The sequence below is a fragment of the Pseudoalteromonas sp. c7(2019) genome (assembly GCF_011378625.1).
In the GTDB taxonomy this organism is placed as follows: domain Bacteria; phylum Pseudomonadota; class Gammaproteobacteria; order Enterobacterales; family Alteromonadaceae; genus Pseudoalteromonas; species Pseudoalteromonas arctica.
This window is the reverse complement of the sequence record NZ_WTKS01000024.1, coordinates 28,397-43,568: the sequence shown is the minus strand read 5'-3', so window position 1 is coordinate 43,568 and position 15,172 is coordinate 28,397. Positions and strand designations below refer to the sequence as shown.

Genomic DNA, 15,172 nt, shown 5'->3' with positions numbered 1-15,172 from the left:
CAAGAAAGTTAAATACGACCTTGAAGCTTAAAATGAGAGATGGTATCTACAGGTGGATTTTAGCCACCGCGTTAAGTTTTCCACGTAGGCGCAGAGCTCGCTCGCGCGAGAAGCGCAGCTTCTAATTACTTAATCACCCATCCTAAAAACTACGTTTTTAAACGCCCGCAAGCAGCGCGTCTACAAGTGAATTTTAACCACCGCGTTAAGTTTTCCACGTAGGCGCTAAGCTTGCTCGCGCGAGAAGCACAGCTTCTAATTACTTAAGCTAACTACTCTAAAAGCGCAGCATCTCTAAACCTATTTGTGTATAACAGCCCTAAAAAACAATATGCACGCAGAGAAGAAAAGGAGGAGCAAATGAGAAGAGCAAAACCAATGCTGACTCGGCATTATAAAAGTACAAGCGTTGCTTTAAAAGCTTGTAACCTGCGCGAATAGAAGTGTTTATACCAAGTTTAAAGTATGACTTGTTGCTCATGTTAGAAGCACAGTTTCTGATTGTTTTTATTATTTTAACTTCTAAGCTCTTCTCTAAAAGCGCAGCGTCTCTAAACCTCTTTGTGAATTAATCACTTTAGGTCTTAACTCTACGGTAGAGCAGAGTTTGTAGAGCGCAGTAAAGCTTCTAATTACACAACAAACATAACCTTTAAAAACAAAAAAAGGGCCAAGGCCCTTTTTTATGATGTTGCGCCTAATCATACAGGCCAAATACTGAGTGCTTAAACAACTTCACCAGCTACTATCGTATTAAAGCTGTCGTTGTCATGTAAGCTTGCAAATGCGCTCTCATGTAATAGCTCATTACGTAAATTTGGAGAGTATTCAAGTGCCATTTTAATGTCGGCTAATGCATCAGCATGCTTATGTGTTAGCGCATAAGCACATGCTCGTTGCCAATAGGCATAACCATAGACACTATCTATATCAATGGCTTGATTACACAATTCAATGGCTTGTGCTGTTTCATTTATTTCTAATAACGCATCGGCCTTATAAGCAATGGCTTCAACATCCTCTGGTTTACGTTTTAAAATCTCATCAAATATTTCAATTTTATTAGCAAAATCACTTTCTAAATTAGCACGCATCCATAACGAATGAACCTCGTTGGTAACCGATATGCGCTCTTGGTTACTGAGTATTTCTTCTGAGCGTACGCGTAGTTTTTCTTCAAGAATTTTTAATCGGTCTTCATACTCGTCAGTAATTACACTTACACGTGTATTTACAATATCTTCTACTTTGTTTTTAACATCGCGTAGTGAGTTCCAGCCCACTAAAACCAAAATAGAAGCCGTAGCGGTAATTATAAAAAATACATTATTAATAGTATCGGTAGTGTATGTTAACGCGCGATCTGCAGTATCAAGCTGTGCATGAGTAACTTGCTTAGTTACATCCTCACGGAGCTTTTGTTGATCTTGCCTTACGGCTTTTAGCTCGTCGAGTATGTAGCGCTCCATTAGCGGTTTAAACATAGACTCTTTAAGTTGTTTGAGGGCTTGTTGCTCTTGTTGTGCTGTAGGGGCTGCTGGTTTTTGTTCAGCAGAATTTACTATACCCGAAAAAAAAGTTAAACAAACAAAAAGTGTAGATAGGTAATAACGCATCGGTACGCCTAATTAAATTAATTACTGTAATAACTTTAACATGCAGGGCTGAATGGCACTAGGGCGCGTTGACTTTTCAGGATTAAAATTGACCTAATTTAGATAGGAGCAATAGTTGTAAGAATTTTTTAGTCTAGAGGCTAGGGCGTGTTGACCTTTCGTGATTAATTTTGCAGCTGTATATTTGGTTTTTAGGCAAGGCAGAGCCTATGTAGTGTGGTTATTCCCCATAAATAGGCGATAACGAAGCATAAATGCCAAACATGCGCTGCCCTTAGGGTTCTTTCTAGGGACGATTTACTCTTTGTTGCTCGGTTTTTACTTAGCCCACTAGGTTACAAACCTCGCGCCGGATTAAATCGTCCCTAGATTAAACAAATTTCAATCCACAAAGGTCAACACGCCCTAGCAATAACAGGTTAAAGCATGAGCATTTTGCTAATACTTAGGTGGTTTTAAGAAAAAATAGGCAAAAAAAACCAGCTCAATATGAGCTGGCAAAAACTGCTTAAAACAACAATATGTCGTAGGGATTCACAGGAGAACAACTTTATACTAACTGAATCTTTATGAACAAATACTTAATTCAATTCAATTAGTTAAAAATATAAGAATACTCAAAGTATTCGGTTTATAAAGTAAAGGTGCATTGGGCTTAAGTAATGCACCTTTATAATTATAACTATATAACTACAATTTCATGGTGAAGGGGGGTATTCCAATGTGCGCTTTAAATAAATTAAAGCCACTTTTAAACCCTTCACATACCATTACGCCGAAATTTTTCAATTCGATCACAGGTCTAGTAAAAAGGTTAAGGTTAATTCACTAATTTGTTTTTTTTATCTTACGTAATACTTTACACGAGCGTCATCAGGTTTATTTTTACTATTATTTTGAACGTAATTACAAAGCTATTGTTAAATACATCATTAGCAAAAGGCCAATCAAAAATATAAATTGGAGCAATCGTTTTAAATAGTATGTTGAGGCTGGCGTAGCATAATTTATGCGCCTATATTAAGGATACGTAAGTGTTTAGGCAGGCACACTAAATAATAAGTAAGCCGATTAAATAAAAATAACCGTTACTTTTTAAAAAGTTATAAATACATAAACAACAATACTGATTGATTAAGTATTTTACTTTTCTATTATAAGGATTCCAGAATGAGCAACCCTAAAGCAGGCCAATGTCCGGTCATGCACGGCAGTAATACTAAAACGTCTAATCCCAATACTGATTGGTGGCCAAATGCCCTAAACTTAGACATTCTTCATCAGCACGACACCAAATCAAACCCATACAATAGCGACTTTAATTACGCTGAAGCATTTAAATCAATCGATCTTGACGCGCTAAAAACAGACGTAAAAAGCTTAATGACCGATAGCCAAGATTGGTGGCCAGCCGATTGGGGACATTACGGCGGTTTAATGATTCGTCTAGCATGGCACTCAGCGGGTTCATACCGTTTAGCCGATGGTAGAGGGGGCGGTGGTACAGGTAATCAACGTTTTGCGCCACTAAATTCATGGCCAGACAACGGTAACCTCGACAAAGCGCGCCGTTTACTTTGGCCAATAAAGAAAAAATACGGTAACAAGCTTTCATGGGCCGACTTAATTATTTTAGCGGGCAACATGGCATACGAATCAATGGGTTTAAAAACCTTTGGTTTTGCCGGCGGCCGAGAAGATATTTGGCACCCTGAAAAAGACGTTTACTGGGGAGCCGAAAAAGAATGGTTAGCGCCAAGTGACGGTCGTTACGAAAGTGTAGATAAACCAGATACCATGGAAAATCCATTAGCCGCAGTACAAATGGGCTTAATTTATGTAAACCCTGAAGGTGTAAATGGTATTCCTGATCCGCTTAAAACAGCGGCCCAAATTCGCGAAACTTTTGCACGTATGGCAATGGATGACGAAGAAACCGCTGCATTAACGGTAGGCGGGCACACAGTAGGTAAAGCGCACGGTAATGGCAAAGCAGAAAACTTAGGACCAGAACCAGAAGCAGCTGACGTACACGAGCAAGGCCTTGGTTGGAATAACACTACAACACGTGGGATTGGCCGCGATACAGTTACATCAGGTGTAGAGGGCGCATGGACTACGCACCCAACACAATGGGACAACGAATACTGTAAGCTTTTATTAACCTACGAATGGGAACTCACTAAAAGCCCAGCAGGCGCTCATCAGTGGGAGCCTATTAATATTAAAGAAGAAGACAAACCTGTCGATGTAGAAGATTCATCAATTCGTTTAAACCCAATGATGACAGATGCTGATATGGCCATGAAAGTGGACCCAACGTACCGTAAAATTATTGAGCGTTTTTATAACGACTTTGACTACTTTTCAGACGTGTTTGCACGTGCCTGGTTTAAACTAACTCACCGCGATTTAGGTCCTAAATCATGTTACTTAGGTGCTGACGTACCAAGCGAAGACTTAATTTGGCAAGATCCAATTCCAGCCGTTGATTACACATTAACAGACGACGAAATTAGCAATCTAAAAACCACATTATTAAATTGTGGTGTTAGTGCCGCTGATTTAATAAATACAGCTTGGGATAGCGCACGTACTTATCGTGGTTCTGATAAACGTGGCGGCGCAAATGGTGCACGCATTCGTTTAGCACCGCAAAAAGATTGGCAAGGTAATGAGCCAGAACGTTTAGCATCAGTACTTAGTGCGCTTGAAAAAGTGCAGGCTGGCTTGAGTAAACCTGTTAGCATCGCCGACTTAATTATTTTAGGTGGTACAGCAGCCGTAGAACAAGCTGCAAAACAAGCTGGTGTTGATGTAAACGTGCCGTTTGCTCCAGGACGTGGAGATGCAACAGATGAAATGACTGATGCAGAATCGTTTGATGTACTAGAACCCATTCACGATGGTTTTAGAAACTGGCTGAAAAAAGATTACGCAGTATCAGCTGAAGAGTTATTACTAGAGCGCAGCCAACTAATGGGGTTAAGTGCACCAGAAATGTCGGTACTTATTGGTGGGATGCGAGTACTAGGTACTAACTATGCTGGCAGCGAACACGGCGTATTTACAAATAGTGTAGGCTTATTAACCAACGACTTCTTTGTAAACTTAACTGACATGTCAAACCGTTGGGAGCCAACTCAAAAAGGTTTATACAATATAGTAGACCGTAAAAGTGGCACTACTAAATGGACTGCAACACGCGTTGATTTAGTATTTGGATCAAACTCTATATTGCGCGCACTTGCTGAGTTTTATGCACAAGACGACAACAAAGAGCGCTTTGTACATGACTTTGTAAACGCATGGGTAAAAGTAATGAACGCAGACAGATTCGATCTTAAATAATCTGTACGCTAAATAAAAACGGGGGAGTAATAATTTACTCCCCCGTTTTTGCATATAGTCCCGGTCAGTATTACTTATAAAATATTGTAATTTATCTAAGTCATATAAAAATTAGGCATTAAAAAAGGCGGCAAAAGCCACCTTCTTATAAAACAATAAAACAATAAAACAATAAAACTTATAGAAGTGCAAAAAGCTTTTGTAGTTGTGGCATATATTCGCTCACAAGTTCAAGGTTACTTTCGCTTACTAAAGACTCTGTAGACTCCTCAGCTGCGCTTGACGATTTACCAAACGAACCCATTAACGAGCTAGCGCCTTTATCTTTAGCACTTTTCATGCTTTGAAAACCGCCCATTACTTTATTCGCTGTTTCTTGATTATCAGCCGAAAGACCCGATTTAAGGTTTTCGATATAAGCCATTGATACTTCAGAACCTACAGTTACTAGTTGCTCTGGTGTAAAGCCGTAGCGGCCTGTAACACCCGCGAAGCTTTTGTATAGGTCTTGCTCTTTAATCATGCTTAGTGCGCTATTAGCTAGAGAGCTTTGCTCGTCAACACTTTGATCTGCAGAACCACCTAACATACTTGCTAAGTCTAAGTCTTTTAAAGACTCTTGGCTGCTTGCCCAGCTCGTTACAGCTGGCAGTGCTTTCATATAGCTTTGAAGTTGACCTTCGTTAATATCTACTGCAAGGCTTGAGAAACTCATTGCTAATAAGCTAAGTGATACAAGTATTTTTTTCATTGAGCATTTCCTAGTATTAAAGTTGTGCCAATTAGAAACTAATAAGCAACACTTGCCAACACAAAATAATATATTGGCTGATTTTATAGTACAATTTATGAGAATTTATTTAAGTTCTAAGAATTTAGTTCATTCACCACAAGCTAATGTACTGATGATATAATACATTTTTGACAAATAGAGCTGAACACAATGTTAACAATTTCAAATACTGTCACTATCGATGAATGGGAACTAGAGCTTACGGCTATTCGTTCGCAAGGTGCCGGTGGTCAAAATGTTAACAAAGTAGCCAGTGCCATTCATTTACGCTTTGATATTAATCGCTCTAAATTACCTGATTTTTATAAAGAGCGTTTGCTAGCCTTAAATGATACAAGAATTACCAAAGAGGGCGTTTTAATAATTAAAGCGCAAAGCCACCGTACGCAAGAGCTAAACCGAGAAGATGCCCTTAAGCGCTTAAAAGATTTAATTCTTAGTGCTACCGTTGTTAATAAAGCGCGTCGTGCCACCAAGCCTAGCCGTAATTCACAGCGCAAACGTATGGATAAAAAAACTAAACATGGGCAAAACAAAGCGCTACGCGGCAACATTAAGTTTTAGTTTTAAACGGTATAAATAAAATATAGAGGGGACTTGATGTCTAAATGTAGGCGCTATTTTTACATCCTACAGCGTGCATAAAAATATAAGTGAGGGGTCTCCTCACTTATATTTAATAGCTATTAATGTCTACTTAGCCATTTCTAAATCAGATTCTGCATCCGCCAGCATTGCAAATTCTTCGTCCGCGCTTTTAGCAACTAAGTGTTTTGAGCTATAGCCAAAGTAATATGCGGCGCCCACAATAAACAGCACCATAGTGTATAAAAATGCACGAGGGTCAAACGCATACACACCCGTTAATGCTATAAGCGAAAGTACTAAAGCAATGCTTGACGTAACTACGCCACCTGGAGTTTTGTACGGGCGAGGTAAATCAGGTTGTTTAACGCGAAGTAAAATATGGCTCAGCGCCATTAATGCATACGAGAGCGTTGCACCTACTACTGCCATTGCAAGTATTAAATCACCCTCACCACTGAGTGATACTAAAAAGCCAAATACTGCCGGTACAATCAACGCACGTGCTGGCACTTTGCGATTAGTCGTAATAGACAACGAACGTGGTAAATAACCGGCTCTAGATAAAGCAAACACTAAGCGACTATAACCATAAATAATAGAGAAAAACGAAGCGACTAAACCCGCAAGCCCTAATATATTTACAACGGTTGCTAAGCCCTCACTACCGGATGCATTTAATGCATCAACTAAAGGCACAGCACTTGCCCCCATTGCAGCAGCACCGCCAGCACCAGGTACTAAAACAACAACTAAAAAAGCAGTAAATAACAAAAAGATCATTGCACCAATAATGCCTTTTGGCACATCTTTAGCGGGATCTTTTGCTTCTTCAGCAGCAAGCGGTACACCTTCAACCGCTAAAAATAACCACATGGCAAACGGTAATGCAGCCCAAACCCCGTACCAACCTAAAGGTAAAAACTCACTGGCTCCCACTGCATTTGTTACGGGGACGTCAAATAAGCGCGATGCATCAAAATTTGTGATTAAAACAAAAGCCGTTGCAATAATAGCTAATACCGCTAAACCACTTATTACCATCATTACTTTAAGCGCTTCTCCTACGCCCGCTAAATGAATTCCCACAAATAGTAAGTAAAATAATGCATATACCCATGGGCCATTAAACCCGGTGAGGGCTTCAACTGCCGAACCAATAAAAATAACAATAGCAGCGGGTGCTAAGGCATATTCAATTAATACGGCAAGCCCGGTTAAATAGCCTCCCGCTGGCCCCATAGCTTGACGCGCAAAACTATAACCACCGCCTGCAGCAGGTATTGCAGCTGACATTTCAGCAAGCGATAGTACAAGCGCTAAATACATAACCGCCATTAATACTGCAGCAATGGCAAAACCACCCCAACCGGCTTCGGCGATACCAAAGTTCCAGCCTGCAAAGTCACCCGATATTACATACGACACACCCAAACCTGCGAGCAATAACCACCCCGCAGTACCCCGTTTTAACTGTCTTTTAGCAAGGTACTCTGTATTATTATTAGTAGACATAACCTTTCTCCGTTGATGTTTAGTTTTTATTTTTTTATTTCATGTGTTTTTAATTAAAATTACTCAGCAATTAAAAAGTTAGTGGTTGAAACCTGATGCTCAATTACATCATCTTGTGTGCGGTCTTTTAAATTAACCCCAGTTAGTTTCAGTTTTTTAGCTTCACGTAATAAGTACAGTGCGCGTCTCGCCGCTTCTGTATAAGGTAGGCCTGCAGGGCGAATATTCGATATGCAATTACGACATGCATCGTTAAGTCCTGTTTTGGGCTCCCATGTTAAATACAAGCCAAGGCTATCTGGCGAACTAAGTCCTGGGCGCTCTCCTATTAACACCATAACCACCTGCGCATTTAGCAACTCACCTATATCGTCGCCAATCGCTACTCGCCCTTGCTCAACCAAAGTAATGGGAGCAATTTTAAATTGCTTGTCTGTTGTAAGGTGCGTTAATAGCTCTGTTATAAATGGGTATGCATTTTTTTGTACCGCCAACGACGAAAGTCCATCAACCACTACAATCGCTAAATCGTATTTAGCCTGCGCAGTGTGCTTTTGTTTATTCATATAGCTGAGAAGTACTTGCCTACCATTTTCATCAAGTTTACGGCCTAAATCGGGTCGCTGAAGGTAAGTAACCCTGTCAACGGCTTGGCTGTGTAAATGCAGGGGAGGGGCAACCTCTTTTAGAGCACTAATATTGCCTAGTTGCTCAGTCATTGCGTTAATATCAAGCGGAAAACTCACCGCATCACGCGCTTGTGCATGAGATAGCTGAAAAGCCAGCATTTCTGAGGTTGGCAAACTTATACCGGCGCGACCAAGCCCAATACGGGCGTCGGTAAAACGCCGTAAATCACTCCAAGGGTTGTGCACTACATTACCGTTATTTTTATGCTCATTTACTGAGTTATCTAATGGAGTGGTCGGTTTTGAACGTGATTTCATGAGCCACCTCCAGCAATTGCACCCAGAGGTTTAGCAAAAGCGGGAGGCAAGGTATCTGAAAGTGTGATGTCGGTAGTGCTTTGCATAATTTTCATTTTGCTTAGCCATGCTTCAAACTCAGGGGCGGGTCTAGAGCCAAGAACTCGACGCACATATAATGCATCATGAAACGACGTAGTTTGGTAGTTAAGCATAATATCGTCAGAGCCAGGTATTCCCATTACAAACGAGCAACCTGCAACACCTAATAGCGTTAGCAAATTATCCATATCGTTTTGATCGGCCTCTGCATGATTGGTGTAACACACGTCGCACCCCATCGGTATGCCTAGTAACTTAGCGCAAAAGTGATCCTCAAGTCCTGCTCGGGTAATTTCTTTACCATCAAACAAATATTCAGGGCCAATAAACCCCACCACGGTATTTACCAGTAACGGGTTAAACTTACGAGCAACTGCATAAGCGCGAGCTTCACACGTTTGCTGATCAAGGCCATGATGCGCATTTGCTGAAAGCGAACTGCCTTGCCCAGTTTCAAAATACATCACATTATTGCCAACAGTGCCGCGCTTTAAACTCAAAGCGGCATCTTGCGCTTCAGCTAAGGTATTTAAATTAAAACCAAAACTTGAGTTAGTAGCCTCCGTGCCGCCAATCGACTGAAATACCAAATCAACCGGCGCGCCAGCTTCTATACATTCAATAGTGTTAGTAACATGTGTAAGCACACAGCTTTGCGTCGGTATGGCGTATTTTTGAATAACATCATCCATTAATGTCATTAATTTAATGGCCTGGGCAACGTTGTCGGTTGCTGGGTTTATACCTATTACGGCATCGCCATTACCGTATAGCAGCCCATCAAGCATGCATGCAGCAATACCGTTAATATCGTCAGTTGGATGATTTGGTTGTAAACGTGTAGATAAATGCCCAGGGAGGCCAATAGTGTTTCTAAAAGCACTTGTAACATGGCACTTTTTAGCAATTAATATGAGATCTTGATTGCGCATTATTTTGCTAACTGCAGCAGCCATTTCAGGCGTAATTCCTTGCCTTATACTTGCAAGTACAGCGGGTGTTGCAAAGTCGCTTAAAAGCCAATTACGAAAATCGCCTACAGTTAAATGTGCAATAGCCATAAAGGCATTGGCATCGTGCTCGTCAATAATTAAGCGTGTAATTTCGTCATCTTCGTAGGGAATAAGTACCTCATTTAAAAATGTTTTAAGAGGTACATCGGCCAATGTCATTTGAGCCACAGCACGTTCTTGTGCTGATTGTGCAATGACACCCGCTAAGCGATCACCCGAACGTTGCGGCGTTGCTTTAGCCATTAACTGGGCTAAGTTCTTGAATTTATAAGTGTGTGTACCTAAAGTGTAACTGTACGCTTGCCCCATGATTTACTCCACATAACTAATATGATAAACCTTGGTATAGGTTTTGCTGCATCTTTAGCTATAAATCAATTTTCAATAGTTACAAGACAGCTTATTTTGTACCAAGTAACTATCGAATTTCGGCAAAAGATTATTTATTAATCCAATTCAATTGGTTACATACGCAAAGCGGTGTTAACTTAACCATAATAAAAGTGTAACGAAAAAGAGCATCCCCTATATGGCGCAGCAAAGTAGCTACAACGCACCACTAAAGAGCAAGGTGCAAACACACGATATAGACGAGCAAGCGCATAGCCTTACTCAATGGCAGCAAAAATACGATCAAATGAGCGACGGCAGCTTTTATGGTTTTATTGAAGAAACAGATTACGCCAATATTCATGTGTTTAAAGAATACACCGAGCGAGCGCTTCGTCAGCAATGTAACATCGCCCCCAATTCTGTTTGGCTTGGCATTCCTTGTCAGTCGCAGCAAAGTAAGATTAATGGTCTAAGTGTGGCAAGTAATCAATTTATGTGCCGTACAAGTGATAATGACTTTGAGCTGATAACCCCTGAGCAATTTAATATTTATGGTTTGGTAATCGATTGGAACTCAATTGAATATATGGCGCAGCTACAAGGCGTAACATTGAAAAACCTGTCATCTGCCCAATCAGCTCGCTTATCGGTAAGCAACTCATCATTACAAACGGCAAGGCAAATAATTAATAGCATGGTTGTAGGCAAGGGCTTTGGACTTAAAACCGAATCGCAACAAGATATGCTAAACATGTTGGCACTACACTTATTACAAGCAGATAATCCACAACAAAATATTGCGCCAAGTTATAAACATCGAAAAGCCGTAGTAGATAAAGTAAAAGATTACGTGGCCACAAATCCACAAAACCCAATAACCATAACCGAGCTATGCGAGCTTGCTTTTGTAAGTAGGCGCACACTTCAGTATAGTTTTGAGAGTATTTTAGGAATTAACCCTTTGCGGTTTTTACGTTTAACACGCTTAAATAATGTAAGGCGGGAACTAAAAAAATTAAACCAAGATAAGCCCATTTCAGTAATAGCAGCGAATTGGGGATTTTGGCACGCGGGACAATTTGCTAAAGATTACACGCAACTTTTTGGTGAAAACCCATCACAAACAGTTAAAAGTAATAGTTTTAAAGGTTAGAAACTACACTTCTAACGTGAGCACGTTTCTTCTACAGACCATACTCTAACTTGAGTTAAACACCTGTGGACGCGCAGCTTGCTGGCGTTTAAAACCACCGCTTTTACATTTAGTCGGGTGCATTAGTAAGCAAGTAATTAAATCACCACCGAGAAGTGAAGGAGAAAACAAGGAGCAGTGACTAACCATTACTCGTGTTTTCTCTGTGTAGCGCACAGCGCCTCGGTGAGCTCGGTGGTGAAATATCATATAACTTAAACAAATGGACTTTGTCTTCTCATTTACTCCTCTTTTTCTTCTCTTTGTGCATTCATATTTTTAAGGGCTGTTATTCACAAAGAGGTTTAGAGGCGCTTCGCTTTTAGAGGACAGCTTGGAGTTAAAATAATAAAGAACTAAAAGTGAAAGCGAGGTATAAAACCTCACCTACATCGTGCAAACAGCAAACCCGTAGGCGCGAATTTATTTCGCGCTTATGTAATTTAGCTTTAATACTTTAAAAGTAAAAGCGAGGTATAAAATCTCACCTATATTGTGCAAACACCAAACCCGTAGGCGCGAATTTACTTCGCGCTTATGTAATTTAGCTTAAATGCTTTAAAGTAAAAGCGAGGTATAAAACCTCGCTTATTATATTCAAAAGCCCTATTTGATCGGTGCTATTTAAGCCGCGATTAAATAGGACTCTTGTCCTGAATGTTTGTTGCTACGTTTAAACGAGCCTTTGCCTTTTTTAGCTTTAACCACTTGTGGTTTAAATAATTTAGAGGTGACCATTGCCGCTAGTGCATTGTGGTTTATCACGCCTCGCCCTGTGTCTACCGCGCTGTTGCTTGCGGTTTTTGCTTTAGATTTTTTAGTCATATATTTCCTATCAGCCAATGGTTATTTTAAGTTAAATAATAAAAAGGCTTTTATATTAGCCTATTTAAGAGATGGCGATTGTAGGCTTAATTTTCAACCGCGCAAGTATTTTTAATGCCCAACAGGTGCTTTTTTAATAATAAAAAAGCATAAAAAAGCGCAGTTAATAACTGCGCTTAATATTACTTAGTTTGCTTTACTTTTTTATAAGATAATTAAAAACTAAAGCTTACTTTTGCATAGTACGTTCTGCCGTCAAAGCCGTATGGCAATGCGCGTACTGGGTATTTAAATGCGCCGTTGGTGATAAAGTTAAGTACTTCGTCGTCGCCTAGCTCGTCTGGCGTTTCGTCAAATACGTTATCGGCACCCACCGAAAGCGCAAACATGTCGTTAATTTGGTAGCTCACGTTTAAGTCAACTAACACAGCAGATTCAACCGTACTTGTTGGTTTAAATGAACCGGTAGGCGAAAGCTCACCTGGTAATGAAATATGGTCGTTACCAAAGTATTTTACATCTGTTTCGCCAAAGTAGTTAAAGCGAATGGTTGATGTGTAGGCATCGCGCTCGTAGTCAAACGTAAGCGTTGCACGTTCACTAGGTTGTCCGTCGGTAAAAAAGCTACGTTGTAGGTCGTCAAAAGCAACCGCTTCAGGAATACCGTCTTCAGCATTTACGCCGTCAATTTTAGTATCGTTTAGGTTACCCGCAAAGGTTATTCCTAAATTGCCGCCTTCAACTTCAGTGCGGTACGATGCAATAATATCAACACCTTGCGTAGTAGAATCAACTGAGTTTGAGAAGTAGTTAGCTTGCACTGCTCCTGTTGCTTGTAGTGCTGCAACCGCTTCTGAGCTAAACGATACGTCGTCAGCCGTAAGTAAGCTGCCAAGCGTTATACGGTCTTCAATTTCTACACGGTAAAAATCAACCGTTAACGAAAGCTCGCTTGTTACATCGTAAACAAAACCTGCGCTGTAGTTTGTTGATGTTTCAAGCTCTAAGCTATCTACGCCTAACGCACTTGGGAAAGCTGTACCGGTGTTTGCAGTGAACGACTGCGTTAATGTACCGTCTGAGCCTAAGTTAGTTGTAAAGGCTGTATAACCACTTTGTTGAAGTGATGGTGCTCTAAAACCAGTAGATACCGCACCACGTACAGCAAAGTCATCTGAAAATTCATAACGTGTTGCTAATTTACCAATTAAATCATCCCCAGCATCTGAGAAATCTTCATAACGTAGCGCACCACTTACGTTCCATGCGTCGGTGATCATAGTTTCTACGTCTACATAAACTGCGTAGCTGTTACGGTCGCTGTCGTTAGCCGCTTCAGGGCGTAGGCCGTTATAAGCCTGAAAACCACACTGTGCAAATTGGTCCGGATCGTTTACTGATGGGTACGAGGTATCCATATTTGCTAGTCCACAGGCGTATGATGCTTCATCGCCAGGCACTATTTCGTAGTTTTCTTTACGGTATTCAGCGCCTACTGTTACATATAAAGGTTCACCACGGCCAATATCTACAATACCGTTTACATCAAGGTTAACCGTTGTTTGATCAAATCTAAAACCACCTGAGTAACCGCCACTAGGGCCTGAATTTGCTGCAATATCGGCATCGCTTGCACTTGGGTTGTTAAATAAATACTCAGCCGCGTAAGAAGCGTTTAATGTATTACGTGATGTAAAGTCGTATTGGTTTTCACCATAAACGGCCGATACATCGTAATTCCAATCTGTGTTTATATCGCCTTTAAAACCAAGCGCGACTGAAATATCTTGTGCTTCGTTATATATGCGCGGTAAAAAACCATCGCTGTATACTTGTGTTACGTTTTTAGAGGCTTCGTTAAAGTTACGGTAAAAACCATTACCCAGCGCCGTGCGCTCTGAGTAGCCACCAAACGAGTAAAGCTCGCCGTCGCCCATTGGTAATGCCATGTTGTAAAATAACGATGTAAATTCACTTTCTGAGTTACCTTGGCCCCAGCGTACATCTTCACTTAACGTACCTGGTTCAACATTAAGCGAACCCCCCGTATCACGCTCGGCGCGGTTAGTGCCATCGGCATCACGGTACTCAAGCGATAGGTTAATAAAGCCGCCTTCGCTGCCTATATCAAAACCACGGTTTAAACCTGCTGAAATAGTGTCGCCGTCACCTTCACTTGTGCCGCCGTATTGTACAAAACCCGTTGTAATACCGGTTGAGTTATTAAGAGATAAGTTAATTACGCCTGCAATAGCATCAGAGCCATATTGCGCCGCTGCGCCATCGCGTAATACTTCAACGCCTTTAAGGGCCGTTAGCGGAATGGCATTCATATCGGTACCCGCAGCGCCTGCGCCAACCGTACCGTTAAGGCCAAAAATTGATTGGTTATGACGACGTTTACCATTTACTAATACAAGAGTTTGATCTGGCTGTAGGCCACGAAGTGTTGCGGGTCTAAATAAATCAGAACCGTCAGATACTTGTGTACGCGAAAAATTAAATGAAGGCGCTGTCGCTTGCAGGCTTTGGCCAAGCTCGGTAAAACCACCTTTGGTTAAATCATCTGCGTCAATTAAATCAATAGGAGAAGAAGACTCAGTAGAAGTACGGTTAGATACACGCGATCCTAATACAGATATTTGCTCAATGTTTTTAGCAGCTTGCACTGGTGCTTCTTCTGCGTTAACAATGCTTGGTGCGCTAAACGCGAAAGCAACGGCTACAGCAAGTGTGTTTAAACGGTATGTTGGCATAGTGACGACCCTGTTTTTTGTGTTCTTATAATATGTGTGTGGTTATGGTGCTCATAACCTGTTGCAAACATCCTAGCAACATATGCAAACAAAAAGAAATGAAAAAAACTAAATATTTGGTCTAAGTATGCAAATAAATTTCAAGATAAGAAAAAACCACGTTTA

General features: G+C 40.8%; 10 protein-coding genes. 3 read left to right on the top strand and 7 right to left on the bottom strand.

The window, feature by feature from the left end; genetic code table 11:
- Positions 1-725: 725 nt before the first annotated feature.
- Positions 726-1,616 carry a tetratricopeptide repeat protein gene (locus tag GQR38_RS19050; protein ID WP_007583526.1) on the bottom strand — a complete coding sequence of 297 codons (891 nt, stop codon included), beginning with the start codon at positions 1,614-1,616 and terminating at the stop codon, positions 726-728.
- 1,170 nt (positions 1,617-2,786) lie between these two features.
- Here GQR38_RS19050 and katG point away from each other — a divergent pair.
- Entirely contained in the window at positions 2,787-4,967 is a 2,181-nt protein-coding gene (gene katG, locus GQR38_RS19045) for a catalase/peroxidase HPI (RefSeq protein ID WP_165722934.1), read from the top strand.
- A gap of 178 nt (positions 4,968-5,145) precedes the next feature.
- On the opposite strand, the gene GQR38_RS19040 is transcribed toward katG, so the two are convergent.
- Positions 5,146-5,718: a hypothetical protein gene (locus GQR38_RS19040; RefSeq protein WP_010555231.1), complete on the bottom strand. Its 573-nt coding sequence runs from the start codon at positions 5,716-5,718 to the stop codon at positions 5,146-5,148.
- Between the two features lie 192 nt (positions 5,719-5,910).
- Here GQR38_RS19040 and arfB point away from each other — a divergent pair, with 192 nt between their 5' ends.
- Positions 5,911-6,324, top strand: a complete 414-nt coding sequence (arfB, locus tag GQR38_RS19035; protein WP_007583522.1) for an alternative ribosome rescue aminoacyl-tRNA hydrolase ArfB — start codon at positions 5,911-5,913, stop codon at positions 6,322-6,324.
- A 129-nt stretch (positions 6,325-6,453) separates the two neighbouring features.
- Here the strand turns inward: arfB and eat are convergent, their stop codons facing one another.
- Genes eat through GQR38_RS19020 form a run of 3 tightly spaced genes read right to left on the bottom strand, consistent with a single transcriptional unit; the run spans position 6,454 to position 10,210 of the window.
- Entirely contained in the window at positions 6,454-7,860 is a 1,407-nt protein-coding gene (gene eat / locus GQR38_RS19030; RefSeq protein WP_165722935.1) for an ethanolamine permease, read from the bottom strand.
- A gap of 59 nt (positions 7,861-7,919) precedes the next feature.
- Entirely contained in the window at positions 7,920-8,807 is an 888-nt protein-coding gene (eutC, locus tag GQR38_RS19025) for an ethanolamine ammonia-lyase subunit EutC (protein ID WP_165722936.1), read from the bottom strand.
- Positions 8,804-10,210: an ethanolamine ammonia-lyase subunit EutB gene (locus GQR38_RS19020; RefSeq protein WP_165722937.1), complete on the bottom strand. Its 1,407-nt coding sequence runs from the start codon at positions 10,208-10,210 to the stop codon at positions 8,804-8,806. The genes eutC and GQR38_RS19020 overlap by 4 nt, the downstream gene beginning before the upstream one ends.
- A 220-nt stretch (positions 10,211-10,430) precedes the next feature.
- On the opposite strand from GQR38_RS19020, the gene GQR38_RS19015 reads away from it, so the two are divergent.
- Positions 10,431-11,387 carry a helix-turn-helix domain-containing protein gene (locus GQR38_RS19015; protein ID WP_165722938.1) on the top strand — a complete coding sequence of 319 codons (957 nt, stop codon included), beginning with the start codon at positions 10,431-10,433 and terminating at the stop codon, positions 11,385-11,387.
- Positions 11,388-12,050: 663 nt separating this feature from the next.
- Here the strand turns inward: GQR38_RS19015 and GQR38_RS19010 are convergent.
- Complete coding sequence (locus tag GQR38_RS19010) at positions 12,051-12,251, bottom strand: ribosome alternative rescue factor ArfA (protein ID WP_165722939.1); 201 nt, start codon at positions 12,249-12,251, stop codon at positions 12,051-12,053.
- A gap of 215 nt (positions 12,252-12,466) precedes the next feature.
- Positions 12,467-15,007: a TonB-dependent receptor gene (locus GQR38_RS19005; RefSeq protein WP_007583516.1), complete on the bottom strand. Its 2,541-nt coding sequence runs from the start codon at positions 15,005-15,007 to the stop codon at positions 12,467-12,469.
- Between the last annotated feature and the right edge of the window lie 165 nt (positions 15,008-15,172).

Excerpts from the sequence above, each read along its gene's own strand:
- GQR38_RS19005 (WP_007583516.1), bottom strand. The coding sequence starts at position 15,007 with ATGCCAACATACCGTTTAAACACACTTGCTGTAGCCGTTGCTTTCGCG.
- arfB (WP_007583522.1), top strand. The coding sequence starts at position 5,911 with ATGTTAACAATTTCAAATACTGTCACTATCGATGAATGGGAACTAGAG.
- eat (WP_165722935.1), bottom strand. The coding sequence starts at position 7,860 with ATGTCTACTAATAATAATACAGAGTACCTTGCTAAAAGACAGTTAAAA.
- GQR38_RS19010 (WP_165722939.1), bottom strand. The coding sequence starts at position 12,251 with ATGACTAAAAAATCTAAAGCAAAAACCGCAAGCAACAGCGCGGTAGAC.
- katG (WP_165722934.1), top strand. The coding sequence starts at position 2,787 with ATGAGCAACCCTAAAGCAGGCCAATGTCCGGTCATGCACGGCAGTAAT.
- GQR38_RS19050 (WP_007583526.1), bottom strand. The coding sequence starts at position 1,616 with ATGCGTTATTACCTATCTACACTTTTTGTTTGTTTAACTTTTTTTTCG.
- GQR38_RS19020 (WP_165722937.1), bottom strand. The coding sequence starts at position 10,210 with ATGGGGCAAGCGTACAGTTACACTTTAGGTACACACACTTATAAATTC.
- GQR38_RS19040 (WP_010555231.1), bottom strand. The coding sequence starts at position 5,718 with ATGAAAAAAATACTTGTATCACTTAGCTTATTAGCAATGAGTTTCTCA.
- eutC (WP_165722936.1), bottom strand. The coding sequence starts at position 8,807 with ATGAAATCACGTTCAAAACCGACCACTCCATTAGATAACTCAGTAAAT.
- GQR38_RS19015 (WP_165722938.1), top strand. The coding sequence starts at position 10,431 with ATGGCGCAGCAAAGTAGCTACAACGCACCACTAAAGAGCAAGGTGCAA.